This is a genomic window from Bacteroides sp. AM37-9 (genome assembly GCF_003603455.1).
Taxonomy (GTDB): Bacteria; Bacteroidota; Bacteroidia; order Bacteroidales; family Bacteroidaceae; genus Bacteroides; species Bacteroides xylanisolvens.
Window position 1 is genome coordinate 1 of sequence record NZ_QTNF01000011.1, and the last position, 23,503, is coordinate 23,503.

Annotated in this window: 33 protein-coding genes and 1 pseudogene; 20 read left to right on the plus strand and 14 right to left on the minus strand. The window is 51.9% G+C overall.

Annotated features, from left to right (window positions below; genetic code table 11):
- Positions 1-47: 47 nt before the first annotated feature.
- The 4 genes and pseudogenes from DW862_RS09330 to DW862_RS26315 form a co-directional block, all read right to left on the minus strand.
- Positions 48-971 (minus strand): annotated as a pseudogene (locus tag DW862_RS09330) (YWFCY domain-containing protein); the annotation flags it as partial.
- A gap of 30 nt (positions 972-1,001) precedes the next feature.
- A complete protein-coding gene (mobB, locus tag DW862_RS09335; protein WP_004291483.1) occupies positions 1,002-2,249 on the minus strand; it encodes a conjugal transfer protein MobB in 1,248 nt (415 codons plus the stop codon).
- Entirely contained in the window at positions 2,228-2,656 is a 429-nt protein-coding gene (mobA, locus tag DW862_RS09340) for a conjugal transfer protein MobA (protein ID WP_004291488.1), read from the minus strand. The genes mobB and mobA overlap by 22 nt, the downstream gene beginning before the upstream one ends.
- Positions 2,657-3,037: 381 nt before the next feature.
- Positions 3,038-3,202, minus strand: a complete 165-nt coding sequence (locus tag DW862_RS26315; RefSeq protein ID WP_196029218.1) for a hypothetical protein — start codon at positions 3,200-3,202, stop codon at positions 3,038-3,040.
- Here DW862_RS26315 and DW862_RS09355 point away from each other — a divergent pair.
- The 19 genes from DW862_RS09355 to DW862_RS26720 all read left to right on the plus strand — a co-directional run bounded on the left by DW862_RS09355 (position 3,201) and on the right by DW862_RS26720 (position 17,406).
- Positions 3,201-4,127 carry a ParA family protein gene (locus tag DW862_RS09355; RefSeq protein WP_005783105.1) on the plus strand — a complete coding sequence of 309 codons (927 nt, stop codon included), beginning with the start codon at positions 3,201-3,203 and terminating at the stop codon, positions 4,125-4,127. The genes DW862_RS26315 and DW862_RS09355 overlap by 2 nt on opposite strands.
- A 2-nt stretch (positions 4,128-4,129) precedes the next feature.
- Positions 4,130-4,570, plus strand: coding sequence for a DUF3408 domain-containing protein (locus DW862_RS09360; protein WP_004291503.1), 441 nt, complete (start codon positions 4,130-4,132; stop codon positions 4,568-4,570).
- 2 nt (positions 4,571-4,572) lie between these two features.
- Positions 4,573-4,926 carry a DUF3408 domain-containing protein gene (locus DW862_RS09365; RefSeq protein ID WP_004291505.1) on the plus strand — a complete coding sequence of 118 codons (354 nt, stop codon included), beginning with the start codon at positions 4,573-4,575 and terminating at the stop codon, positions 4,924-4,926.
- A gap of 16 nt (positions 4,927-4,942) precedes the next feature.
- Positions 4,943-5,671, plus strand: a complete 729-nt coding sequence (locus DW862_RS09370) for a hypothetical protein (protein ID WP_004304280.1) — start codon at positions 4,943-4,945, stop codon at positions 5,669-5,671.
- A gap of 201 nt (positions 5,672-5,872) precedes the next feature.
- Positions 5,873-6,190 (plus strand): DUF4134 domain-containing protein, encoded by a 318-nt coding sequence (locus DW862_RS09375; protein WP_002560983.1) that lies wholly within the window; start codon positions 5,873-5,875, stop codon positions 6,188-6,190.
- A gap of 10 nt (positions 6,191-6,200) precedes the next feature.
- Complete coding sequence (locus tag DW862_RS09380; RefSeq protein ID WP_004291514.1) at positions 6,201-6,533, plus strand: DUF4133 domain-containing protein; 333 nt, start codon at positions 6,201-6,203, stop codon at positions 6,531-6,533.
- A complete protein-coding gene (locus DW862_RS09385) occupies positions 6,530-9,034 on the plus strand; it encodes a TraG family conjugative transposon ATPase (RefSeq protein ID WP_004291515.1) in 2,505 nt (834 codons plus the stop codon). Before DW862_RS09380 ends, DW862_RS09385 begins: the two co-directional genes overlap by 4 nt.
- Before the next feature lie 40 nt (positions 9,035-9,074).
- Positions 9,075-9,455 (plus strand): DUF3876 domain-containing protein, encoded by a 381-nt coding sequence (locus DW862_RS09390; RefSeq protein ID WP_004291516.1) that lies wholly within the window; start codon positions 9,075-9,077, stop codon positions 9,453-9,455.
- Positions 9,456-9,478: 23 nt separating this feature from the next.
- The gene (locus DW862_RS09395) at positions 9,479-10,108 is read left to right on the plus strand and encodes a DUF4141 domain-containing protein (RefSeq protein WP_004304283.1); all 630 of its coding nucleotides are present in this window, start codon (positions 9,479-9,481) and stop codon (positions 10,106-10,108) included.
- Positions 10,109-10,111: 3 nt separating this feature from the next.
- Positions 10,112-11,116, plus strand: coding sequence for a conjugative transposon protein TraJ (gene traJ / locus DW862_RS09400; RefSeq protein ID WP_004291518.1), 1,005 nt, complete (start codon positions 10,112-10,114; stop codon positions 11,114-11,116).
- Positions 11,117-11,147: 31 nt separating this feature from the next.
- Complete coding sequence (traK, locus tag DW862_RS09405) at positions 11,148-11,771, plus strand: conjugative transposon protein TraK (RefSeq protein WP_004291519.1); 624 nt, start codon at positions 11,148-11,150, stop codon at positions 11,769-11,771.
- A 6-nt stretch (positions 11,772-11,777) separates the two neighbouring features.
- Entirely contained in the window at positions 11,778-12,086 is a 309-nt protein-coding gene (locus DW862_RS09410) for a TraL conjugative transposon family protein (protein ID WP_004291520.1), read from the plus strand.
- Positions 12,067-13,419, plus strand: coding sequence for a conjugative transposon protein TraM (gene traM / locus DW862_RS09415; protein WP_004291521.1), 1,353 nt, complete (start codon positions 12,067-12,069; stop codon positions 13,417-13,419). Before DW862_RS09410 ends, traM begins: the two co-directional genes overlap by 20 nt.
- A gap of 34 nt (positions 13,420-13,453) precedes the next feature.
- Positions 13,454-14,440 carry a conjugative transposon protein TraN gene (traN, locus tag DW862_RS09420; RefSeq protein WP_004291522.1) on the plus strand — a complete coding sequence of 329 codons (987 nt, stop codon included), beginning with the start codon at positions 13,454-13,456 and terminating at the stop codon, positions 14,438-14,440.
- Positions 14,441-14,442: 2 nt separating this feature from the next.
- Positions 14,443-15,018 (plus strand): conjugal transfer protein TraO, encoded by a 576-nt coding sequence (locus tag DW862_RS09425; RefSeq protein ID WP_004291523.1) that lies wholly within the window; start codon positions 14,443-14,445, stop codon positions 15,016-15,018.
- A 7-nt stretch (positions 15,019-15,025) separates the two neighbouring features.
- Positions 15,026-15,928, plus strand: coding sequence for a toprim domain-containing protein (locus DW862_RS09430; protein WP_004291524.1), 903 nt, complete (start codon positions 15,026-15,028; stop codon positions 15,926-15,928).
- Complete coding sequence (locus DW862_RS09435; protein ID WP_004291525.1) at positions 15,925-16,428, plus strand: DUF3872 domain-containing protein; 504 nt, start codon at positions 15,925-15,927, stop codon at positions 16,426-16,428. The genes DW862_RS09430 and DW862_RS09435 overlap by 4 nt, the downstream gene beginning before the upstream one ends.
- Positions 16,425-16,952 carry a glycoside hydrolase family protein gene (locus DW862_RS09440; protein WP_004291526.1) on the plus strand — a complete coding sequence of 176 codons (528 nt, stop codon included), beginning with the start codon at positions 16,425-16,427 and terminating at the stop codon, positions 16,950-16,952. The genes DW862_RS09435 and DW862_RS09440 overlap by 4 nt, the downstream gene beginning before the upstream one ends.
- 64 nt (positions 16,953-17,016) lie before the next feature.
- On the plus strand, positions 17,017-17,406 hold the full coding sequence (locus DW862_RS26720; RefSeq protein ID WP_004291527.1) for a hypothetical protein: 390 nt from the start codon (positions 17,017-17,019) through the stop codon (positions 17,404-17,406).
- Positions 17,407-17,439: 33 nt separating this feature from the next.
- Here the strand turns inward: DW862_RS26720 and DW862_RS09450 are convergent, their stop codons facing one another.
- The 9 genes from DW862_RS09450 to DW862_RS26725 form a co-directional block, all read right to left on the minus strand.
- Entirely contained in the window at positions 17,440-17,748 is a 309-nt protein-coding gene (locus DW862_RS09450; RefSeq protein ID WP_004304290.1) for a hypothetical protein, read from the minus strand.
- Positions 17,749-17,801: 53 nt separating this feature from the next.
- Positions 17,802-18,104: a hypothetical protein gene (locus tag DW862_RS09455; RefSeq protein ID WP_005783104.1), complete on the minus strand. Its 303-nt coding sequence runs from the start codon at positions 18,102-18,104 to the stop codon at positions 17,802-17,804.
- Positions 18,044-18,277 (minus strand): DUF3873 domain-containing protein, encoded by a 234-nt coding sequence (locus DW862_RS09460; protein WP_004304291.1) that lies wholly within the window; start codon positions 18,275-18,277, stop codon positions 18,044-18,046. Before DW862_RS09460 ends, DW862_RS09455 begins: the two co-directional genes overlap by 61 nt.
- Positions 18,278-18,296: 19 nt before the next feature.
- Positions 18,297-18,554, minus strand: coding sequence for a hypothetical protein (locus tag DW862_RS09465; protein ID WP_004291531.1), 258 nt, complete (start codon positions 18,552-18,554; stop codon positions 18,297-18,299).
- Between the two features lie 24 nt (positions 18,555-18,578).
- On the minus strand, positions 18,579-19,910 hold the full coding sequence (locus tag DW862_RS09470; protein WP_004291532.1) for a PcfJ domain-containing protein: 1,332 nt from the start codon (positions 19,908-19,910) through the stop codon (positions 18,579-18,581).
- Positions 19,907-20,323 (minus strand): PcfK-like family protein, encoded by a 417-nt coding sequence (locus DW862_RS09475; protein WP_004291533.1) that lies wholly within the window; start codon positions 20,321-20,323, stop codon positions 19,907-19,909. The genes DW862_RS09470 and DW862_RS09475 overlap by 4 nt, the downstream gene beginning before the upstream one ends.
- 13 nt (positions 20,324-20,336) lie before the next feature.
- Positions 20,337-20,558 (minus strand): hypothetical protein, encoded by a 222-nt coding sequence (locus tag DW862_RS09480; protein WP_004291534.1) that lies wholly within the window; start codon positions 20,556-20,558, stop codon positions 20,337-20,339.
- Positions 20,559-20,569: 11 nt separating this feature from the next.
- Entirely contained in the window at positions 20,570-20,785 is a 216-nt protein-coding gene (locus DW862_RS09485) for a hypothetical protein (protein WP_004291535.1), read from the minus strand.
- A 161-nt stretch (positions 20,786-20,946) separates the two neighbouring features.
- Entirely contained in the window at positions 20,947-21,357 is a 411-nt protein-coding gene (locus DW862_RS26725) for a hypothetical protein (RefSeq protein ID WP_004291538.1), read from the minus strand.
- A 106-nt stretch (positions 21,358-21,463) separates the two neighbouring features.
- Here DW862_RS26725 and DW862_RS26730 point away from each other — a divergent pair, with 106 nt between their 5' ends.
- Positions 21,464-21,676 carry a hypothetical protein gene (locus DW862_RS26730; RefSeq protein ID WP_007567577.1) on the plus strand — a complete coding sequence of 71 codons (213 nt, stop codon included), beginning with the start codon at positions 21,464-21,466 and terminating at the stop codon, positions 21,674-21,676.
- Positions 21,677-21,816: 140 nt separating this feature from the next.
- Here the strand turns inward: DW862_RS26730 and DW862_RS09505 are convergent, their stop codons facing one another.
- Positions 21,817-23,361: a peptide MFS transporter gene (locus DW862_RS09505; RefSeq protein WP_004301900.1), complete on the minus strand. Its 1,545-nt coding sequence runs from the start codon at positions 23,359-23,361 to the stop codon at positions 21,817-21,819.
- Between the last annotated feature and the right edge of the window lie 142 nt (positions 23,362-23,503).

Genomic DNA, 23,503 nt, shown 5'->3' on the forward strand with positions numbered 1-23,503 from the left:
CAACTAATATCACTGTTTAACAATCAATTACGCGACTTTACAGGTCACACCCACGTTTTATTGAGGTTGAGCATTATTGTGTAGGCACTCTCATAGGCATCCGTAATATCTTCCATAAAATCCGGGTGAATGGGATTGCACCGATGAGAGCGTCGCGGGTCGTCGAAGTTGATCACATAGAACTTCGGCTTTACCTTGTAGCCGTCCGGGTGGTTCAGCAAATGGTTGTAGGCAATAGTAGATAGGTCGGGATACTTGAAATCGTAGATGTATTGACTAAAGCCCTTTTCAATCTGTTGCTTGATAAAATTGTTTACCACGGCATAGGACTTGCCGCTGCCCGGCGTACCCAACACGATGGACGCACGGAAGGGATTAACTACATTGATCCAACCGTTGTTCCAGCGTTTCCTGTAATAGAAACGTGTCGGCAGATTGACCGAATACTCGCTTTCGATAAGCCTCGTTTCCTGCATGAAACTCTCGTTCTCGTTGTTGAAAACATCCTCCATCAAATTGTGTTTCAACAGGCGGCTCATCCACAGACCACCCATCAACAGGCAGACATAGCCCGTTCCAATGGTAAGGACATACAGTCCCGTCACCGCTTCAAGCGGCAGCGGCAGGGGCAGCAACCACCAGTTCAGGAAAAACAGCACGAACCCGACGGCAAATGCTGTCCAGATTCTCCCCCAAGTGATTTTCTCACCCTTGACACCCTTCGTACCCAGACAGGACAAGGCAAGCAAAAGGACGGAAAACAGCTTCGTGTAGAGAATGGAATGGAACAGCCCCGCCGTGCGGTCGAAGTTCAGAAGGATTTTGTCCACCACGCCGATGTTCACGCCCCACAGCCGGATGGCTTCGTAGCAGAACCAGTACACGTTCATGACCACTAAAATGATACTCACGGCACGCAGAAAATCCATGATTTTCGCCAATGCCCTCAAATCGTCTTCTTGTTGTGACATACATTGATTTTTTAATTGTTGATACTCTGATTACATACCCAAGCCCTTGCGTTTTTTCTTCTTTTTGCGCTTCATCGCCCGGATGAAAGCCTCTTCCTCGGCATCTACCGCCGGACCTTCGGGAGTGAGCAAGCCCATACCGCCCGATATATCTTCACTGTCGTAGGCGGTCTGCCCGTGTGCCTTGTCCGCAGCATCCACAGGGATGGATAGCGGTATCGGCGGTTGTCCGGCGTATGGCAGGGTGAAGTGTTCCTGCAAGGCATTCGCCGAAAGCTCCTTACCCATGCGCGAACCGTTCAGCACGCATCCCGTGCGGTGGTCGATGAAGGTAGCCCCATAGATGCGCCCTTCCTCTGTGTAGCGCAGTACGGTGTCGATGCCCTTCTCTTTGAGTTGGGATACAAATTTGTCCTTGTCATAAGTGCCTTGCAGCACGGAAAGGACGGTGCGTTTCGTCATGTCTGCCAGTTTCCTATCCTTGATTTCCGATTTGGAACGGACAAACTTCTTCTGTACGGCTTCATAGCCTGCGGACTTCCCGAAAAGCGAGGATTTGAACGGGTTGCCCACCTTGTTACCCTTGTCGTCCGTGACGGAATAGACCAGCCCGTGATACTCCCGTCCGCGCACGTTGCCCCTCGCTTCCTCCACCGTCATATTATATAAGGAAAGGAGCGCACGGTATTCGCCCATCGTCTGGAAACGGTACTGCCCATTCAGAGCCTTCACGGTGTTGCCTACCTGCTTCTTCACATCACCTGCCGATGCGGCCACCTTGCGCAACGGATTATCCAATCTCTGATTTTTACGTTCTGCCGGATGCAATCCGTACTTCTGTTCCAGTTCCCTGCGGATACGGTCGCTGCGGCGGTAGAGAAAATCCCGGTTGAGCCTTTTCCCGTTCTCGTCCACGTTGACCGTCACGATGTGCAGGTGGTGGCGGTCGATGTCCTCGTGCTTGAATACAAGATAAGGCTGGTTTCCGAAACCGAGTTTTTCCAGATACTCGCGGGCGATATTCTGCAACTCAATATCGGTCAGCACATCCTCCGGGTGCGGGTTGAGAGAGATATGCACCACCGGCTTCTCGATCTTCATCTGCGGTGGCAGGAAGGTGAGAAAACCCTCCATCGCCTTGCCTATGTCCACCGTTCCCGAACCGTCATTGTAGATGCGGTTGGTGGTGAGAAGCCGCCCCTGCGCCTCGTTAATCTTCTCCCCGTTGTAGGCAATCGCGCCGTACAACGAACTTCCTACACTGATTTTTGCGACCATTTTGCCTCCATTTCCCTTGAAAGTTCCACAATCCGGCGGCTCAGTTTCACGAGTTCGACGGTGTGTTGCTCTAATTTGTAGAGCAACGCCATCGCCTTTTTCTCTGAAAAATGCAGCCTCAGTTCCTTCACGACTTGGTTGTAATTCGTACCCACGGCACGGAATTGTGCATGAAAATCCGACAGTTTGGTGTAATAGTCCACCAACGTCTTGTCCACCTTCAGCACCTTGAACGGTTGCCCGAAGAAGTGCGCTTTGAGGAAAACAGACCGTGCATAGACACCCGATTTTCCGAACATGGCGAGGAAACGGTTGTGTTCCTCCTCGTTGAAACGGACGGTGTACCGGTACACCGCCGGATCAAGTTTGGGATTTCTCCCTGATTTGCTTTTCCTTTTCTCTTTCATATTACTTTGGATTTAGCGGATTGACGGCATAAGCCGCCGCTTCGGATTACAGCACCGCAGTTCTGAAAGGCTTCCCGACTTCGGAGGGAAAGCCCGCCCCCTGCAAGGGCAAGTGCTTTTCGTGGCTGCTCAAAATATTTTGAGCGGCTGAAAAGACATCTTGCTATGTTCAGGTGAACATAAAAATCCGTCAGGGGACGGATTGGGAAAATACCTTTCAGGACTCCGGGCCGCGCGTCATCGGCGAACCCTGCTGTCCGGGTGCAAAGTTACGCCCTTAAAGCGGTATCGGACAGATGCTTGACCCGGTCAATGACTGCCAACCGGCGCAACGTGCCGCCACTTGCCGGAGAAGTGATACAGGTTCCAAAATATACTTGTTTATTTGCAGCATGATTCAAGAAACGAACGATTTGAAGATATGATAAACGGAACATTCAAATACCCGGAAATCCGCTTCTTCGGATACTTGCCGAAACGGATACCCGAACCGTCGGAAACCCGGTTCTCCGACAATTCGGTGACGTATGGATTCAATGACTTCATGACGCAATGTCGTCAATCACCATTTGTCCGACGCACCGCTTCACCACAGAACCGGATACGCGACGACCCGCCTGCGTGTGTAGTCACGGAAGCGGATGGTGCGACAGCCAAATCCGTATGGAAACAGAAAAACAAATCATCAACAATTAAAATAAATGGAACTATGAGTAAGGAAATCTTCGTTGCATTCGCAACACAGAAAGGTGGCATCGGCAAATCCACTGTCACGGCACTTGCCGCCAGCTACCTGCACAACGTGAAAGGCTACAATGTCGCCGTCGTGGACTGCGACGACCCGCAGCACAGCATCCACGGGCTGCGCGAACACGAAATGGGGCTTATCGACAGCAGCACCTACTTCAAGGCTCTCGCTTGCGACCATTTCCGCCGGATCAAAAAGAACGCCTACACCATCGTCAAAAGCAATGCGGTGAACGCCCTCGACGATGCCGAGAGGATGATTGCCACTGAGGACGTGAAACCCGACGTGGTGTTCTTCGACATGCCCGGCACACTCCGAAGCAACGGCGTGATAAAGACGCTCTCGCAGATGGACTACATTTTCACTCCGCTGAGTGCCGACCGCTTTGTCGTGGAGAGTACCCTGAAATTCGTCACGATGTTCCGCGACAGGCTGATGACTACCGGACAGGCGAAAACAAAGGGGCTGCATCTGTTCTGGACGATGGTGGACGGCAGGGAGAGGAACGACTTGTACGGCATCTACGAGGAAGTGATAGCCGAAATGGGCTTTCCGGTACTTTCCACCCGCTTGCCCGACAGCAAGAAGTTCCGCCGTGACCTTTCGGAAGAGCGCAAGAGCGTTTTCCGCTCCACCATCTTCCCGATGGACACGGCACTGCTGAAAGGGAGTGGCATCCGGGAGTTTTCCGAAGAGATAAGCGACATCATCAGACCGCAGTGAGCATGGGCAGCAGGAAAGTGAACACGGAAGGCATCGACGAGGAACTGCTGTTAGCCTCCATCGGGCGGCGCACACAGGACGGGACACTGCGCCCCGCACAGGAAGTACCCGCAGCTGCACCGACCGAAGAGGACACCGCCGCACCGGAACCATCTCCTGTGCAACCCGTAACACGGGAAAAAGCGCAGAGGGAAAGTGGACGCCGGAAAAGGCAGGACGAGGACTACAACGAGCTATTCCTGCGCCGCAACGAGATAAAGACCCGCCAATGTGTCTATATCAGCCGTGACGTCCACGGCAAGATCCTCAGAATCGTGAACGACATCGCCGGAGGGGAAATCTCAGTAGGCGGATATGTGGATACCGTGCTGCGCCAGCATCTGGAACAGCACAAGGAGAGAATCAACGAACTGTACAAGAAACAACGTGAAGATCTGATTTGAAAATGGAAAAAGAAATGACACCGAATGAAAAAAGACCACAGCAAGACTGCGGAGGTATGTTTACCCAAGTGCAGGCGAGTGTGGAAATACTGTCGCCTGTCCCGGTAAGCGGCAAATGCAGTGAGAAGGACTATGAACGCCTGTTCATCCGCGACCCGGAAGTAAAGGCACGTGAGGGGAAGATGGCGTATGTGCGCCCGGAGTACCACGAGCGTATCATGCGTATCACCCGTGTAATCGGGCATGACCGGCTTACGCTGTCCGCTTACATCGACCATGTGCTGACGCACCACTTCAACCAGTGCGAAGATGCGATAAAGAGCCTTTATGCCCGAAATTACAATTCAGTATTCTAACCAAAAACGGAAGGATATGAATTACACAATCAGCATGACAGACATTCTGCTGGCGGTATCGGTCGGCTGCAACCTCTGGTTCCTGTTCCTGCTCCTTTACGAGCGCATCATGGACACGCGGATTGTCCGCTTCTTCAAGGGCATTGTCGGATTATGGCGGTCACTGGACGGGAATGAGGCTAAACGCATAGCGGCACACGAGGAAGTCCCTGCGGAAAAGGCGGACATCATCGGCAAGAGCCGTTTCAGGATGGCATCCACCCGGACAACCGCTGCCATACCGACACAAGAAGCCGCCACTATTGAAAAAGGCATTGAGCTGTCGGAGGAAGAGGCTACTTTTGACGACGGAAAAACGGGAAACGCATCCCGCCCGGCACAAGTCCCGGAGGAAAAACTCGATGAGACCTTCACGAGCATACCGCCGGAGGAACTGGGATACGGGGACGACGAACCGGAAGAGGACGCCTCGGACACGCCACGGGCTTCGGGCAGCAGCTTTGACGAGATTGACGACGCCTGCAAGACCGCCAAAAACCCGGACGCGACACAGGCGGAACGTGAAAAGGCGGCTAAGGTGTTCACCGACATGGAGGGCACGGAGTTGTACGAGAAAATGATGGAAGGCTCTTCGGAGATAGGCATCCGCATCAAGGGGCTTATCGAGATTCGGCTGAAGAAATCTGAAAAGGAGTTCGTCGTGCCGGACAACATCGAGGAGTTCGACATTCGCAACTATGTATGACAACAATAAAAGAAATGAACATGAAAGAATGACATCAACCCACGCGGCGAGGAAACGCAAGGCGCATCCCCATCCGCAACGGACACGCCCACGTCCGTGGAAACAAACGGGCATCCACTAAAACCAAAGTAAAGAAACAAAGTATCAACCGCCCGACAAAGGACCATCCACCCTTTTGACGGCAAAAAACAAGAACAGTTTATGAACAAGAACATCTTGAAAAACAGAAAAGCAATCCTCTCCGCGGCACTTGTCATCGCCGCAACCGCCTCCGCTTTCGCGCAGGGAAACGGCATCGCGGGCATCAACGAAGCCACCTCTATGGTGAGTTCTTATTTCGACCCCGGAACTAAACTGATATACGCCATCGGTGCAGTCGTCGGGCTTATCGGGGGCGTAAAAGTGTACGGCAAGTTTTCATCGGGCGACCCCGACACCAGCAAGACAGCCGCCTCGTGGTTCGGCGCGTGCATCTTCCTGATTGTTGCCGCCACCATCCTGCGCTCATTCTTCCTTTAATAAATAATGTATGGCTGAATACCCAATCAACAAGGGTATCGGCCGTCCGGTAGAGTTCAAGGGCTTGAAGGCACAGTACCTCTTCATCTTCTGCGGAGGTCTGCTGGCTCTCTTCGTCCTGTTCGTCATCCTCTACATGGTCGGTATCGACCAGTGGATATGTATCGGCTTCGGCGCGGCATCGTCCTCCCTCCTTGTATGGCAGACCTTCGCGCTGAACGCCCGGTACGGTGAACACGGGCTGATGAAATTAGGAGCGGCACGGAGCCATCCCCGATACCTTATCAACCGGCGGCGGATAACCCGTCTGTTCAAACGACAACGAAAGGAAGAAAGACAATGAGGAATACATCGAAAATGACAACACTGGAAAACAGGTTCCCACTTTTAGCGGTGGAGCATGGCTGCATCATCTCAAAGGACGCCGACATCACGGTGGCTTTCGAGGTGGAACTACCGGAACTTTACACCGTGACGGGTGCGGAGTACGAGGCGATACACAGTTGCTGGTGCAAGGCTATCAAGGTGCTGCCGGACTACTCCGTCGTCCACAAACAGGACTGGTTCATCAAGGAACGCTACAAACCGGAGCTTCAGAAGGACGACATGAGCTTTTTAAGCCGCTCTTTCGAGCGTCACTTCAACGAGCGTCCGTACCTGAAACACACCTGCTACCTCTACCTGACCAAGACAACAAAGGAGCGTAACCGGATGCAGAGCAATTTCAGCACGCTGTGCCGGGGACATATCATCCCGAAGGAGCTGGACAGGGAAACCACGACCAAGTTCTTGGAAGCCTGCGAACAGTTCGAGCGCATCATGAACGACAGCGGGCTTGTCAGGCTGCGCCGCCTCTCCACCGATGAGATTGTGGGTACTGAGGGAAAGACGGGACTTATTGAACGCTACTTCTCGCTCATGCCGGAAGGTGACACCACCTTGCAGGACATCGAGCTTTCGGCAAGGGAGATGCGCATCGGCGACAACCGCCTGTGTCTGCACACCCTCTCCGACGCGGAAGACCTGCCGGGCAAGGTGGCTACCGACACCCGTTACGAGAAGCTCTCCACCGACCGGAGTGACTGCCGACTGTCATTCGCCTCCCCGGTGGGGCTTCTGCTCTCCTGCAACCATATCTACAACCAGTATGTGCTGATAGACAACAGTGAGGAAACCTTGCAGAAGTTCGAGAAGTCCGCCCGTAACATGCAGTCGCTATCTCGCTATTCAAGGAGCAACAGCATCAACCGCGAGTGGATAGACCAATACCTGAACGAAGCCCATTCCTACGGACTGACCTCGGTACGGGCACACTTCAACGTCATGGCGTGGAGCGACGATGCGGAGGAACTGAAGCATATCAAGAACGACGTGGGCAGCCAGTTGGCAAGCATGGAATGCGTGCCGCGCCACAACACCATCGACTGCCCGACACTCTACTGGGCGGCGATACCCGGCAATGCGGCGGACTTCCCGGCGGAAGAGAGTTTCCACACCTTCATCGAACAGGCGGTGTGCCTGTTCACAGAGGAAACCAACTACCGCAGCTCGCTCTCGCCCTTCGGCATCAAGATGGTGGACAGGCTCACGGGAAAACCGCTGCACCTTGACATCTCCGACCTGCCCATGAAGCGAGGTATCACGACCAACCGCAACAAGTTCGTGCTGGGTCCTTCGGGCAGCGGCAAGTCTTTCTTCATGAACCACCTCGTGCGCCAATATTATGAGCAAGGCGCACATGTGGTATTGGTGGACACGGGAAACTCCTATCAGGGCTTGTGCGGCATGATCCGACGCAAGACAGGCGGAGCGGACGGTGTGTATTTCACCTACACGGAAGATAAGCCCATCAGCTTCAACCCGTTCTACACCGACGATTACATCTTCGACGTGGAGAAGAAGGACAGCATCAAGACCCTGTTGCTGACGCTCTGGAAGTCGGAGGACGACAAGGTGACAAAGACGGAGAGCGGCGAGCTGGGCAGTGCCGTGAGTGCCTATATTGAGCGCATCCAATCCGACCGTAGCATCGTGCCGTCGTTCAACACCTTCTACGAGTATATGCGTGACGACTACCGCAAGGAACTGGCACAGCGTGACATCAAGGTGGAGAAGTCCGACTTCAACATCGACAACATGCTCACCACCATGCGGCAGTATTACCGGGGCGGGCGTTACGATTTCCTGCTCAACTCCACGGAGAACATCGACCTGCTCGGCAAGCGGTTCATCGTCTTCGAGATAGATTCGATTAAAGAAAACCGCGAACTGTTCCCCGTCGTGACCATCATCATCATGGAAGCCTTCATCAACAAGATGCGGCGGCTGAAAGGCGTGCGGAAACAGCTTATCGTGGAAGAGGCTTGGAAGGCCCTCTCATCGGCGAACATGGCTGAATATCTGCGCTATATGTATAAGACGGTCAGAAAATATTACGGCGAGGCAATCGTGGTGACGCAGGAGGTGGACGACATTATCAGTTCTCCGGTGGTCAAAGAGAGCATTATCAACAACTCGGATTGTAAAATCCTGCTTGACCAAAGGAAATATATGAACAAGTTCGACCAGATACAGGCGTTGCTCGGACTGACGGAAAAGGAGAAGTCGCAGATACTCTCCATCAACATGGCGAACAACCCTTCACGGCTCTACAAGGAGGTGTGGATAGGCTTGGGCGGCACGCAGTCGGCGGTCTATGCCACGGAGGTCAGCGCGGAAGAGTATCTGGCGTACACCACCGAGGAAACGGAAAAAGTGGAGGTTTACCGTCTGGCGGAGAAGCTGGGCGACGACATCGAAGCCGCCATCCGGCAGCTTGCCGAAAGGCGGAGAAACAAGGAATAACTAAAAAACAGAATGTATCAACCAAAAAAGAAAAACGCGTATGAATTTACCAAAAGTGAAAATGCTGCAAGTCAGCAAGTGCCTTATCGGATTGGCGGTCATGATGCTGCAATCCTGCGACGTGGCCGACAACCGCCGCGACATGCTGTGCGGGAACTGGGAGAGCGTGGAGGGAAAACCTGACGTGCTTATCTACAAGGAGGGCGAAGCCTACAAAGTGACGGTGTTCCGTCGTAGCGGTCTGCGCCGCAAGCTCAAGCCGGAAACCTATCTCTTGCAGGAGGAGAACGGCAACCTGTTCATGAACACCGGCTTCCGCATCGACGTGTCCTACAACGAGGCCACGGATGTGCTGACTTTCTCGCCAAACGGGGACTATGTGCGGGTGAAGCCGCAGCCGGGACATCCGACCGAAGAATAACAACCACTAAAATCCAAAGTAACATGAGAACAAGAATAACAATGATTATCTGCCTGTGCCTGCTTTTCGCGGGCAGGGCAAGCGCACAGTGGGTCGTAAGCGATCCGGGCAATCTAGCGCAGGGCATCATCAATGCCTCCAAAAACATCATCCATACCTCCAAGACCGCCACGAACATGGTGAGCAACTTTCAGGAGACGGTGAAAATCTATCAGCAGGGCAAGAAGTATTACGATGCCCTCAAATCGGTGAACAATCTGGTCAAGGACGCCCGCAAGGTGCAGCAGACCATCCTGATGGTGGGCGACATCACAGACATCTATGTGAACAGTTTCCAACGGATGCTCCGTGACGGGAATTTCAGACCCGAAGAGCTTTCCGCAATCGCTTTCGGCTACACGAAACTGCTGGAGGAAAGCAACGAAGTGTTGACGGAACTCAGGAACGTGGTGAACATCACCACGCTCTCCATGACCGACAAGGAGCGCATGGACGTGGTGGAACGCTGCCACTCGAAGATGAAGCGTTACCGCAACCTCGTGAGCTACTACACGAACAAGAACATCTCCGTGAGTTACCTGCGTGCGAAAAAGAAGAACGACCTCGACCGCATCATGGGGCTGTACGGGAACATGAACGAAAGATACTGGTAGCCTATGAAGTTCGACAACCTTCATCAGATTTTACGTTCACTTTATGAGCAGATGATGCCGCTGTGTGGGGACATGGCTGGTGTGGCGAAAGGCATCGCCGGGCTGGGTGCGCTGTTCTACGTCGCCTACCGGGTATGGCAGTCGCTGGCGAGAGCTGAACCGATAGACGTATTCCCGATGCTCCGTCCTTTTGCCATCGGTCTGTGCATCATGTTCTTCCCGACTGTGGTGCTGGGCACGATAAACAGCATCCTCTCACCCGTCGTACAGGGCACGGCAAAGATGCTGGAGGCGGAAACGCTGGACATGAACCGATACCGGGAGCAGAAGGACAAACTGGAATACGAGGCGATGGTACGCAACCCCGAAACCGCCTACCTCGTGTCCAACGAGGAATTTGACAAGCAACTGGAGGAACTCGGCTGGTCGCCCTCCGACATGGTGACGATGGCGGGAATGTATATCGACCGGGGAATGTACAACATGAAGAAGAGCATCCGCGACTTCTTCCGCGAGATACTCGAACTGCTGTTCCAAGCCGCCGCCCTCGTGATAGACACCGTCCGCACCTTCTTTCTCGTGGTGCTGGCGATTCTCGGTCCGATAGCCTTCGCCCTGTCGGTATGGGACGGTTTCCAAAACACGCTCACGCAGTGGATATGCCGCTATATACAGGTCTATCTGTGGCTACCGGTATCGGACATGTTCAGCACCATACTGGCGAAGATACAGGTTCTGATGCTGCAAAACGACATCGAGCGGATGCAGGCAGACCCGAACTTCTCGCTGGATTCGAGCGACGGGGTGTATATCGTATTCCTCTGCATCGGCATCATCGGCTACTTTACCATTCCCACCGTTGCGGGCTGGATTATCCAAGCCGGAGGCATGGGCGGTTACGGTCGCAACGTGAACCAGATGGCGGGACGAGCCGGAAGCATGGCGGGCAGCGTGGCGGGTGCAGCCGCAGGAAACGCAGTCGGACGTGTCGGCAAATTGCTGAAATAATCAATGTGCAATCATAAATTGGAAAATATAAATGGAATTCAAATCACTTAGAAACATCGAATCGTCGTTCAGGCAGATACGCCTGTTCGGTATCGTCTTCCTCTCGCTGTGCGCCGTGGTGACGGTGTGGAGCGTGTGGAACTCCTACCGTTTCGCAGAGAAGCAACGGGAGAAAATCTATGTGCTGGACAACGGCAAGAGCCTGATGCTCGCCTTGTCTCAGGATTTGTCGCAGAACCGCCCGGCGGAGGCACGGGAACATGTGCGCCGTTTCCACGAGATGTTCTTCACGCTATCACCTGAAAAAAGCGCGATTGAACACAACGTGAAACGTGCCTTGCTGCTGGCGGACAAGAGCGTGTACCACTATTATTCGGACTTCGCGGAGAAGGGGTACTACAACCGCATCATCGCCGGGAACATCAACCAAGTGCTGAAGGTGGACAGCGTGGTGTGCGACTTCAACGCCTATCCCTACCGTGCCGTGACCTACGCCACACAGAAAATCATCCGGCAGAGCAACGTCACCGAGCGCAGCCTCGTGACCACCTGCCGCCTGCTGAACGCATCGCGGTCGGATGACAACCCGAACGGTTTTACCATCGAGGGTTTCACCATCATTGAGAACAAGGATTTACAGACTATCAAACGGTAACAGGACATGAAAAGTATCAGAAAATCAATGTGGGGCATGTATTGGAAACTCCACGACAAACGGAAACGCTTGGCGGCAAGTCTCAAAGGGTATCTGGACGGCTTGCCGCCGGAAACACGCCGCCGCATCGTGCTGGGGATGTTCGCCGCCTTCGCGGTGCTTGCCCTTTACACCTTCGGCAGAGCCGTCTATGACATCGGCAGGAACGACGGCTCACATATGGAAACGGGACACGCCGGACGGGTGGAACTGCCGACCCCGGCGGAAACAGGCAATCACTTAACACCTTATTTATATGGAACAGACAAAGAATGAACCGACGAAAGAGAACAAAGCTGCTCCCGAAACGGGGAAACCGAAAAAGGAGCGCGAACCGCTGACAGAGGCGCAACGGCTGAAACGGCAGAAGATGATCGTGCTGCCCGCTATGGTGTTGGTGTTCATCGGGGCGATGTGGCTGATATTCGCCCCGTCCTCCGGCAAGGAGCAACCGCCGGGAACGGACGGATACAACACCGAGATGCCCGACGCTGACAAGGCGAACCGGCAGATTATCGGCGACAAGCTGAAAGCCTACGAGCATGGGGAGATGGAAGAGCGTCAGGAGAGCCGCAACCGTGCCATCGGGCAGCTGGGCGACATGTTCGACCGCGAGATAGCGGGAACGGAGAACGGAGTGGACTTCGACCTCGCCAATCCGGGCGGCAAGGAAGAAAGGGCAAAGCCAGCCACGCCGCAGACCATCCAGTCCTCCGCAGCCGCCTACCGTGACCTGAACGCCACGCTCGGAAACTTCTACGACCAGCCGAAAAACGACAATGCGGAGATGGACGAATTGTTGGAGCGCATCGCATCGCTGGAGTCGGAACTGGAAAGCGAGAGGGGCAAGGCTTCCTCTATGGACGAGCAGGTGGCTCTTATGGAGAAGTCCTACGAGCTGGCGGCAAAGTACATGGGCGGTCAGAACGGAGGACAGCCATCGGCGGAACAGAGGGCAGAGCCAACTACCGTGCAGAAAGGGAAGAAGAACAAGGCAATGCCTATCAGACAGGTGGAGCATCAAGTAGTTTCTTCACTCTCACAGCCTATGAGTAACGCGGAGTTTGTCGCCGCCTTATCGCAGGAACGCAACCGGGGTTTCAACACGGCTGTCGGCACGGCGGAGGTATTGGACAGGAACACCATACCGGCGTGCGTGCATGGGGCGCAGAGCGTGACGGACGGGCAGACGGTAAGGCTGCGCCTGCTGGAGCCTATGGCGGTGGCAGGCAGGACAATACCCCGGGGTGCGGTGGTGGTCGGCACGGGCAAGATACAGGGTGAGCGGCTCGACATCGAGATTACCTCGCTGGAATACGACGGCACGATTATCCCCGTGGAGCTTGCGGTCTATGACACGGACGGACAGCCCGGCATCTTCATCCCGAACTCGATGGAGATGAACGCCGTCCGGGAGGTCGCCGCCAACATGGGCGGCTCGCTGGGAAGCAGCATCAACATCTCCACCAATGCCGGGGCGCAGCTCGCCTCCGACTTGGGCAAGGGGCTGATACAAGGCACGAGCCAGTACATCGCCAAAAAGATGCGAACCGTCAAGGTGCATCTGAAAGCCGGGTACAGGGTCATGCTTTACCAAGAAAAATATTGAAAACAATAAAAATTACCACTAAAATCCAAAAGTAATGAGAAAAGTAATCATCATGTTTGCCCTCGCTATGGGCATCATAACTGCCAACGCGCAGGAGAATGTAACCGTTGAAACGACCAACGGAAGTGAACAACCGACCTTGACGAAGGAGGTCTATCCGCAGAAGGAGGCGGACGGCGACCTATATCACGGGCTGTCACGCAAGCTGACCTTCGACCGCATGATACCGCCGCACGGTCTGGAAGTGACCTACGACAAGACCGTCCACGTCATTTTTCCGGCGGAGGTGCGCTATGTCGATTTAGGCTCGCCCGACCTGATTGCCGGGAAAGCCGACGGAGCGGAGAACATCATCCGTGTGAAGGCTACCGTAAGGAATTTTCCCAACGAAACGAATATGTCCGTCATCACGGAGGACGGCAGTTTCTACACCTTCAACGTGAAGTACGCCGCCGAACCGCTGTTGCTCAACGTGGAGATGTGCGACTTCATCCATGACGGCAGCACGGTGAACCGCCCGAACAACGCGCAGGAAATCTATCTGAAAGAGCTGGGCAGCGAAAGCCCGATGCTGGTGCGCCTTATCATGAAGTCCATCCACAAACAGAACAAGCGCGAGGTGAAGCATATCGGCTGCAAGCGTTTCGGCATCCAATACCTGTTGAAAGGCATCTACACGCACAACGGCTTGCTTTATTTCCACACGGAGATAAAGAACCAGAGCAACGTGCCTTTCGATGTGGACTACATCACTTGGAAAATCGTGGACAAGAAGGTTGCGAAGCGTACTGCCGTGCAGGAGCAGATTATTCTGCCGCTCCGCGCGCAGAACTACGCCACCCTCGTGCCGGGCAAAAAGAGCGAGCGCACGGTCTTCACGATGGCGAAGTTCACCATCCCCGATGACAAGTGCCTCGTGGTGGAATTGAACGAGAAGAACGGCGGCCGTCACCAGTCCTTCGTGATTGAGAACGAGGATTTGGTACGCGCGGGTACCATCAACGAACTTCAAGTACGCTGACCATGAGAAAGTACATCGCAATAATCATCGCGTCGCTTGCCCTTTTTACAGGGCAGGCGCACGCCCAGCGGTGTCTGCCGAAGATGCAGGGCATCGAGGTGAGGGCGGACATGGCGGACGGCTTCAATCTCGGCGGCAAGGACGGCGGGTACAGCTTCGGGGCGGCTCTCTCCACCTACACGAAGAAGGGGAACAAGTGGGTGTTCGGTGGCGAATACCTGTTGAAGAACAATCCCTACAAGGACACCAAGATACCCGTGGCGCAGTTCACGGCGGAGGGCGGCTATTACTTCAAGATACTGTCGGACGCCCGAAAGATTGTTTTCGTCTATGCCGGGGCTTCGGCTCTCGCCGGATATGAGGCGGTAAATTGGGGGAAGAAGGTGCTGCATGACGGCTCCACGCTGCACGACCGGGACGCCTTCATCTACGGCGGTGCGCTGACGCTCGATGTGGAGTGTTACGTGGCAGACCGTATCGCCCTGCTTGCCAACCTGCGGGAGCGTTGCCTTTGGGGTGGCGACACACGGAAGTTCCACACGCAGTTCGGGGTCGGTATCAAGTTCATCATCAACTGACACGGGCATGGAAAGGACGGAAATAGATGCTGTCAGAAGGATGCCGCTTGCGGATTTTCTCGCACGGCTGGGGCATGAGCCTGTCAGAAGGAGCGGTAACGAGCTGTGGTATCTTGCCCCGTACAGGGGCGAGCGCACATCCTCTTTCCGTGTGAACGTGGCGAAACAGCTCTGGTACGACTTCGGTTTGGGCAAGGGCGGCGACATCTTCACGCTTGCCGGGGAGTTTCTGCAAAGCGATGACTTCATGAAGCAAGCGAAGTTCATAGCGGAAGCCGCCAATATGACGGTTGCCGGATGGGAAAAGCCCGTCTATCTCTCGAAGCCGACCGAATCCGTTTTTGAGGATGTGGAGGTCGCTCCGCTGCTCCGCTCACTGCTGACGGAGTATTTAGAGGAACGGGGCATCCCTTACGCCATCGCATCCCGTCACTGCTGCCGCTTGAACTACGGTGTGCGTGGGAAACGGTATTTTGCCGTTGGCTTTCCGAACATGGCAGGTGGCTATGAAGTCAGAAGCCGATATTTCAAGGGTTGCATACCTCCGAAGTCTGTATCACTGGTAAAGGCGAATGACATCCCGGCTGACGAGTGCCTCGTGTTCGAGGGCTTCATGGACTTTCTCTCTGCCGTGACGCTTGGTGTAACCGGTAACGCTGACTGTCTTGTGCTGAACTCAGTCGCCAACGTGGAGAAGGCGGCGGGATTGCTGGACGGATACGGGCGCATCGGCTGCTTCCTCGACCGTGACGAAGCCGGACGGCGGACGCTTGCCGCACTTACCATGCGATACGGGGAACGTGTCACCGACCGTTCCTCCCTCTATGACGGTTGCAAGGACTTGAACGAGTACCTGCAACTGACAACGAAAAAACAGAAAAACAACCATCTAAAAATCGAAGAACAATGAACATACTGAACAACAGAAACAAGAGAACATCAATATTCAAGGCAGTGGCGTTATGCCTGATAGCCGCCATGTCATTCACCCTCGTGTCATGTGACGATGACATGGACATCCAGCAGTCCTATCCCTTCACGGTGGAGGTCATGCCCGTGCCGAACAAGGTAGTAAAGGGGCAGACAGTGGAAATCCGCTGTGAACTGAAAAAGGAGGGCGACTTTTCGGGTACGCTCTATACCATCCGCTATTTCCAGTTCGAGGGGGAAGGCTCGCTCAAAATGGATAACGGCATCACCTTCCTGCCTAACGACCGCTACCTGCTGGAGAACGAAAAATTCCGCCTGTACTACACGGCGGCGGGTGATGAGGCGCATAATTTCATCGTGGTGGTGGAGGATAACTTTAGCAACTCCTACGAACTGGAATTTGACTTCAACAACAGGAATGTAAAGGACGACGATCTTACCATCGTTCCCATCGGCAACTTCAGCCCCTTGTTGAAATGATGCGTGTATTCATGACAATGCTCTGTTCACTTCTGACGGTCTGTTCTGTGTCCGCGCAGATCAGCCGCCAAGAGGGAACGGACGGGCAGGCGGCAATCTACCGACTGCCGCTTATGGAACGTGCTTTTTTATGCTGCCGCTACTTTGAAGGCTGGCACTCAGAAAAACACTACCCATACGTCGGTTGGGGTCACAAACTTTTGCCAAACGAGAAGTATTCGGCACGAACCATGACAAAACGGGATGCGGATGAACTTTTGCGGAAAGACCTGCGCAAATTTGTCGCCATGTTCCGTAAATTCGGGGTTGATTCGATTTTGCTTGGCACGTTAGCTTACAATGTGGGACCGGCGAAGCTGTTAGGCAGCAAAACAATCCCCAAAAGCACCTTAATCAAGAAGCTGGAAGCTGGTGACAGGAACATCTACCGTGAGTATATAGCCTTCTGCAACTACAAAGGAAAACGCCACGCCATGCTGCTCAAACGGAGAAAGGCGGAGTTTGCGCTGTTGTATATCCCATAAAAGGACTGACAAAACTGGCAAAAGACGTGCCATATTTAACTTGGCACGTCTTTTGCTCTATCACTTGATAGATTATCGTAGGATTTTCTCGTTAATTGACATCGTTGAGCCATTTTTGCCTATCGGTTTCCAAATAACACTTCAAGTTGTAAGTGTTGTGAGAGCAATACAAAACATAGTTATTAACCATAAAAAGTATAGCGAAATTATGAAGAAAGTATTTAGGAAAATTCAGAAAGGAACAACAAAAATGATTGAACGTATCAAATCGTTGGGGGAAATGGAGACGAAGCAGAAATGTGTAGTTCAACGGTTCGAGATTATCATTCCCCTCCACCAAAAAATAACGACCCAATATATAGCCTCCGCAAGTTTTACTTGCGGATTTTTTAGTTATCGCAGATTGGACAAAGGTTTCTTTGCTACTTTCTTTGTCCGCCATCATGCTCACTGAAAGAAAGTAGGGCGGCTCTCGCCGCCCCGCCACTCAAAAGCGTGTGTAAAGTCCCGTCACCATCGTGAACATTTCCTCCAGCATATCAAAATAGATACCCTCGTGTACGGCAATGTCCTTTGTCTTGCACTCAAAGGTCTTTTTGCTGAACGTCCTGCGGTAGAAGCGCATATTGTAGAGGTCTGCCCCTTCGTCATAGATGATGTCAAGGCGGTTGGCACTTGTTTTGTTCCTTGCAAGGCTCATCCGTAAGCCGTTGCCCATATCTATGAAATCACGGCTACCTGTCATGGCGGTGAAGCGTTTTCCGCCTATCTGCTGTAATATCGTCTTGGCTATCATATCTTTTGTTTTTAGGGTTTTAAGTATTGGCGGTGCGGACACCGCCATCCCGTTCAAAATTCTCGCATTTCGGAAATGGGGGTCTGCCGTTGTAGCCACTCTTTCACACATTCCATATTGTACTCGCTCGTGATGACTGCCGTATGGCTGTCGGTGGCGGTGAAACGTGTGCTTTCGTAATCATCTATCCACCCCTTGAGGGTGTCCGTTCCCCACGCTCCGGTATCGTCAAAGATACCGTCCAATGCCGTGATAGGTTCGCTGAACTTGACTATCAGCGTTTGATAGGTCGTGTTCATAGTCTGTCCTCCTTTCCCTTCTTTGCGTTCAGCCACTTGTCCCGTGCGGCTCGGCACTCGTCCAACGTGGGTTTGACACAAGAGAACAATTCTCTGTCTATGGGGTGGCGGTAGTCGTACTGCACAAGTGTCCGCCTGCGTCTTCCGATACCCGATTGGAAACGCTCGTATTTCTCCGTACCTGCTTCCGCGCAGGTGCTTACTCCGTTGATGGTCATTCGTGTTGTCATAATGTTGCTTTTTAGATGGTTAAAAATGTACTGACAGAACTCTGTTCTTCATCACCATTTCGGGGTTGCTTGTGTAGCGTTGGTGCAGGTAGAAATGGTGTGAGCCGAAGCCGTAAAGGAAAAACTTGTCAAGTTCGTGCTTCTCGGCAAACTCCTTTACGCTCTTTCTCAATTCCCCCTCACTCGTTGTGAGAGTGAGGAGGTTCACAAATTCAAGGAACATCGTGGGGATTGCATCATCCCACACACAAATCATACTTTCAATTCTTACTTCCATATCAATGTTGTTTTAGGGGTTATGCTATGCCGCTTTCATCCGCTCACGGATAAGGTTGGCGTTCTTGTTCACAAGGTCTATGATGCGCTCGTGATATTCGGTGTCCTGGTTGTGCTTGCCGTGGCACTGCACCACTTCGAGGGTTCGCAAGTCCACCTCTACGGTTTCAATAATCTCATCGCCAATCCTTGCCGATAGTATGAGGGTGTCGGCTTTCTTGTAGTATCCACTGCCAAACACGCAGATGCCCTGCGTCTTGCCCTCGTTGTAATACTCGTCTATGCTTTCAAGCACCTTGACGATTATTTCCTCGTCCGTGATTACCAAGCCGAAGAATTTGGATTTGTTGGCGATGAAATCCTCCGCATCTTTCTTTCGTTGGAGTTGTCGCTGTTGCTCACGCTCACGCCTTTCAATCTCCCAACGGCGTTGCTCTGCGGCTCTTTCCTTCTCGTGTATGGCTTCAATTTTTCGGGTTGCGTTGTCGTGTGCCGCCATGAAATCTTCGGGACAGATGTTCTTCGGGTTACGGAGGTCTTGACCGAGTTTTTTGAGCATACGCAGATAGTCGCACCACATTGAGAGGTTGTCTATCTGATACTTGTGACGCTTGGCAATCAGATATGATGCCCAACATTCATCGGCAGTACGGGTATTGAAAAGAAAGTGTTTCATGACCTCAATCTCACCGCCTTTCATAAGGGTTTCAATTCTTGGGTCTGAAAGCAAGGCTTTGAAAAGACGCACGGGGGAGATGCCGTGGAAATCGCCCTTGAAGCCGTTACGTCTGAGTTGGGGCAATATCCTCATCTTTGGATATGCACAGCTTCTTGCCACCACATCATCGTATAGGCTGTTGTGCGGTCTTACCTCCATATCGCTGCCTAATGCCCACACATCGCAATAGCAGAAAAGGAAGCCACGGAGCAACGCCATGTCCGTAACCTTGCCGTCGGGTGAAATCCAACGCTGCACGACCTCGTGGCAGTAGAAACGCATCGGTTCGCCTTTCCTGCTCTCGCATCTGACCTGCGCCACGCGGATTACCTGATACCCTTTGCAGGTGGTTATCACGCTGAAATTCTGCGTTTCCTTGTAGATGCGTCTGCGTGTGTCCTGCACTTTGAGTTCGGCATGGCATTTGGGGCAGGTGCAGCCTTCAAGGGTGTCGCATAGTCCGCTGTCGCTGTGCCACTCGTGACCGCAGTCGGAACAGGTGATGTTCCCTTTCTTGGTGCGGTAGCCGATATGCTCAACGCAGTGGCGGTATGCCCAATCTATTTGTGTCGCTGATATGGGGCGAAGGTTGGCGGAAAGTCTTGCCACCTCTTTCTGTATCTTGGTCTTCGGTTTCATAAGCCTAAATCAAATAATGAGGGTTGGGGTTGGTTTTCTTTTCTCGCTGACGGTCTGTGGCGGTTCTGCAACTTGCGGAGTTCCTCCTCTTGGTATTTGCGGACAGCGTTCTGACGTGCCTCCGCCTTTTCCTCTGCCGTGAGTTTCACAACGTGGTTCACAACCACTTGGCAGTCCATCGGTTTGCCCACCTCTATCTCGTTTTCCTCATAGTAGTGGATGGCTTGCCCGAATATCTCTCCGTCCGTGAAACCGTTGCAACCGCTTTTCTGCACATAGTTCAGAATGTGGGTCACGCACTCGTCCATGTTCTTGGCAGGGTTGCGGTACTTCTTTGCAAATAGCGCATCTTCCTCCGCACGCTGTTCCAAGTACATATATATCGTTCTCTTGAAATGGTCTGTTCCTTTCATATCGCTGTCATTTTTAGATTATCTGTTTCAGTATCTCTCTCCAATAGGTCGGCTCTACCTCGCTGAGAAGGAAGTCCATGAAATCCCTCCGTGCGTCCTTGTTCAGTTCGTGGTACAATCTTCGGAAAGTTTCAAAATTGCCGTTGATGTACGTTTCCACCATATACACGAAGATGTTGTCCACCTCGTAATATCTGCACTGCTGCGCTGCCGTCTTGCTGTTTCTTTTTGCCATGTCGGTAAGGGTTAAAGGGTGAATAACCAAAGGATGAAGCCAAAGAAGGCAATGGTGGAAAGGATAGCCACGATTACACCTATCGCCACTCGGAACACTCCGTTTACAATCTCTCTGATGATGCCCCAAAGGATGCCGAACACCCCGAAGGCGGTGCGCATCATCAAGCCGCATATCGCCAACCCGATGTGTTGCGCCATTTGTCTGAAATTTGCCGTTGCCGTCATATCTTCGCTGTTTTTGATTTTTTTGTTTTTAATGCGGATTCAAGAGCTGAGGGAGTTGAGTTTCAAACTATCTTATCTGCCTCTCGTTTATCCGACATTTTTTTTATGCGTCTTTCTGTCGCATCGGTCGTTTTCGTTTCGGGTGCTTGAAAAGGTAGGGATTAGGGAATGCAAGGTTTTTCGGTCAAAATACTACCCGCAGGGCTGGAGATTTTTACCGAAAACAGGAGGCTTGACCTTGCTTTCCCGTCCAATCCCGGAATTACCTTTGCGCCCAGAACGAAAATGACTGACTGATGCGGCTTACTGAAAGGCGCAAAATGGAGGTAAACGAAAACAGAGGCAGATTGTGTAGAAAAAAACTTCAGGGGAAAATCCGTAAAAAAAAGAATCACCAAAAGGAAAAAGACATCACCGGAAGCGTGAAAAGGGCAAACCACAACAAAGGAAGTATGATTGTTTCCGATCCGACGGAACTTGTTCAGCCGGGTGGCAACAATCATTCTTCCCGGTTTGTCCGGCTGTGTGTGGGCGCCTGTTTCATTCATGGGGCAGGCTGACACACTCTGCATTCACTTTCCGCTTCCGGCAAAAGAGACAGCGAAAAAAGAAAAATCATTTGAAAACCCGTAAAAGCACCTCTTGGCATAGGCGCAAAAGAAAGGGGCATTGCTTCATCTGTCTAAACATCGTTTAGGCGTGAGGCAATGCCCTTTTCTCCAGCTATGCGGTAGTCGGCACACGTTTGTTCCAAACTCGTTTTGGGCAATGGTGTGCCGACGGACAATACCGCTTTTACGGAAAATTCTTATGAATGAGGGGATAAAAAACGGGAGTTTATATCAAAATCTCGAATTAAATAGCTACTTTTGCATACGAAGAGTTCTTTGAAGGTTACGCAACGCGCAGAAGGATAATGCAGTAGATAACTAACTAAATCGTAACCTATTACTATCAAGAGCAATTAACCTACGCTCATTTCCAATAAATTACACTCTTTTCGTAACTTCACCTTGCAAAAATACGATTTTTTATTCTACCCCGTGCATCATCTTCTGTAATTTCTTTGAGAGAAGGAACAGAATCAACGAAGCAACACCGGACATTACGACGAATACCATAAAGAAATCATACATGGTAGCAATCTGATAACCAAAGATTGACTTCACTTTTCCGGCTTCCGGATAGAGCCCGCTCAACATTCCCGCAAATTTATTGGCTGTGGCAGTAGACAGATACCAGATTCCCATCATCAGGGAGGCGAAACGCAGCGGACTCAATTTATTTACCATTGAAAGTCCGATAGGCGACAAAGCTATTTCACCCATGGTATGAATAAAGTAAAGTCCTGTCAGCCAAATCATGCTCACTTTCACTCCGGGAACAGCATCTTTCACTCCGAAACAGATGAAAAGATAACCTAAAGAAAGGAGTAACAAACCAATCGCTTGTTTGGTAGGAGAAGCGGGTTCCATCTTTCGTTTGTTCAGGAAACTCCATACACCCGGCATGATATATGCCAGGACAACTACAAACAGTGGATTGAAGGATTGAAACCATGAAGCCGGCATTTCCCAACCGAAAATGTCACGATTCGTCTGTTCGGACGCAAAGAGAGTTAAAGAAGCTCCCGCCTGTTCGTAGGCTGCCCAGAAGAAGATGACAAAGAAGGCTACTATATAGATAACGAAAATACGGCTGCGTTCTATTTTTGTCAATGAACCGTCTAACAAGATCAGAACAGGGAAAACAATGCAAGCGGTAAAAATGCCGATACTCACCCAATCGCCTTCAAATGCATAGTTAAAGAAGGCTATTAAAGCAATGGTAAGAATTGTGATTACAAGGGTGTTACGTACTTTGGTACGTTTGTCCATCTTCGGGTGTGAGATATGGTCGGCCTTGTCTTCTTTCTTTTCACGTTTAGCATCAGGGATAATACCAATCGGTTCTCCGGAAGGAGAAAAAAGATATTTATTCTTTTGAGTCTCGAAAAGAACAACGGTGAACAGTGTCATGATTCCGGCTGCAAGAAATCCCCATTTAAAGTCATGCGGATCACCGGTATCACCCAGATAACCACAAATCAAAGGAGCAGCAAAAGAGCCTACATTCACTCCCATATAAAAAATGGTGTATGCAGCATCCAGCCGCCTGTCTCCGGGTTCGTAGAGCTGACCTACCAGAGAAGAGACAGTGGGTTTGAAGCAACCATTGCCTAGAATCAGGAAGCCGAGTCCACCATACATCATCCAGTGGGCAAGGTTCGTATTATCTAAAGTGGAGGCACTCATAAACATCAGGAATTGTCCGACTGCCATCATTACCGCTCCCCAAAACACGGAGCGACGGATTCCCCAATATTTATCGGCAATGTATCCGCCAATCAACGGGGTTAAATAAACTAGTCCGGTATAGCTGCCATAGATGGATGCTGCCGCTTCTTTGTCAAACAATAATGCCTGCGTCAGGAAAAGAATAAAGATCGCACGCATACCGTAATAACTGAAACGTTCTGCCGTGCTTGTCGCGAAAATCAAATAAAGGCCTTTCGGATGCCCTTTCAATGCACTCATGAATTTATGTGTTTAGTAGTTTATGGGGTGCAAAGGTACAGAAAAAGTAGATTAGATGCTTCTCTTATCAAACAGAATAATAGGGGGAATAGTAAAAACGAGCATAAAAAATCCTACTGATCCACTTCATTACTTTTTAGCA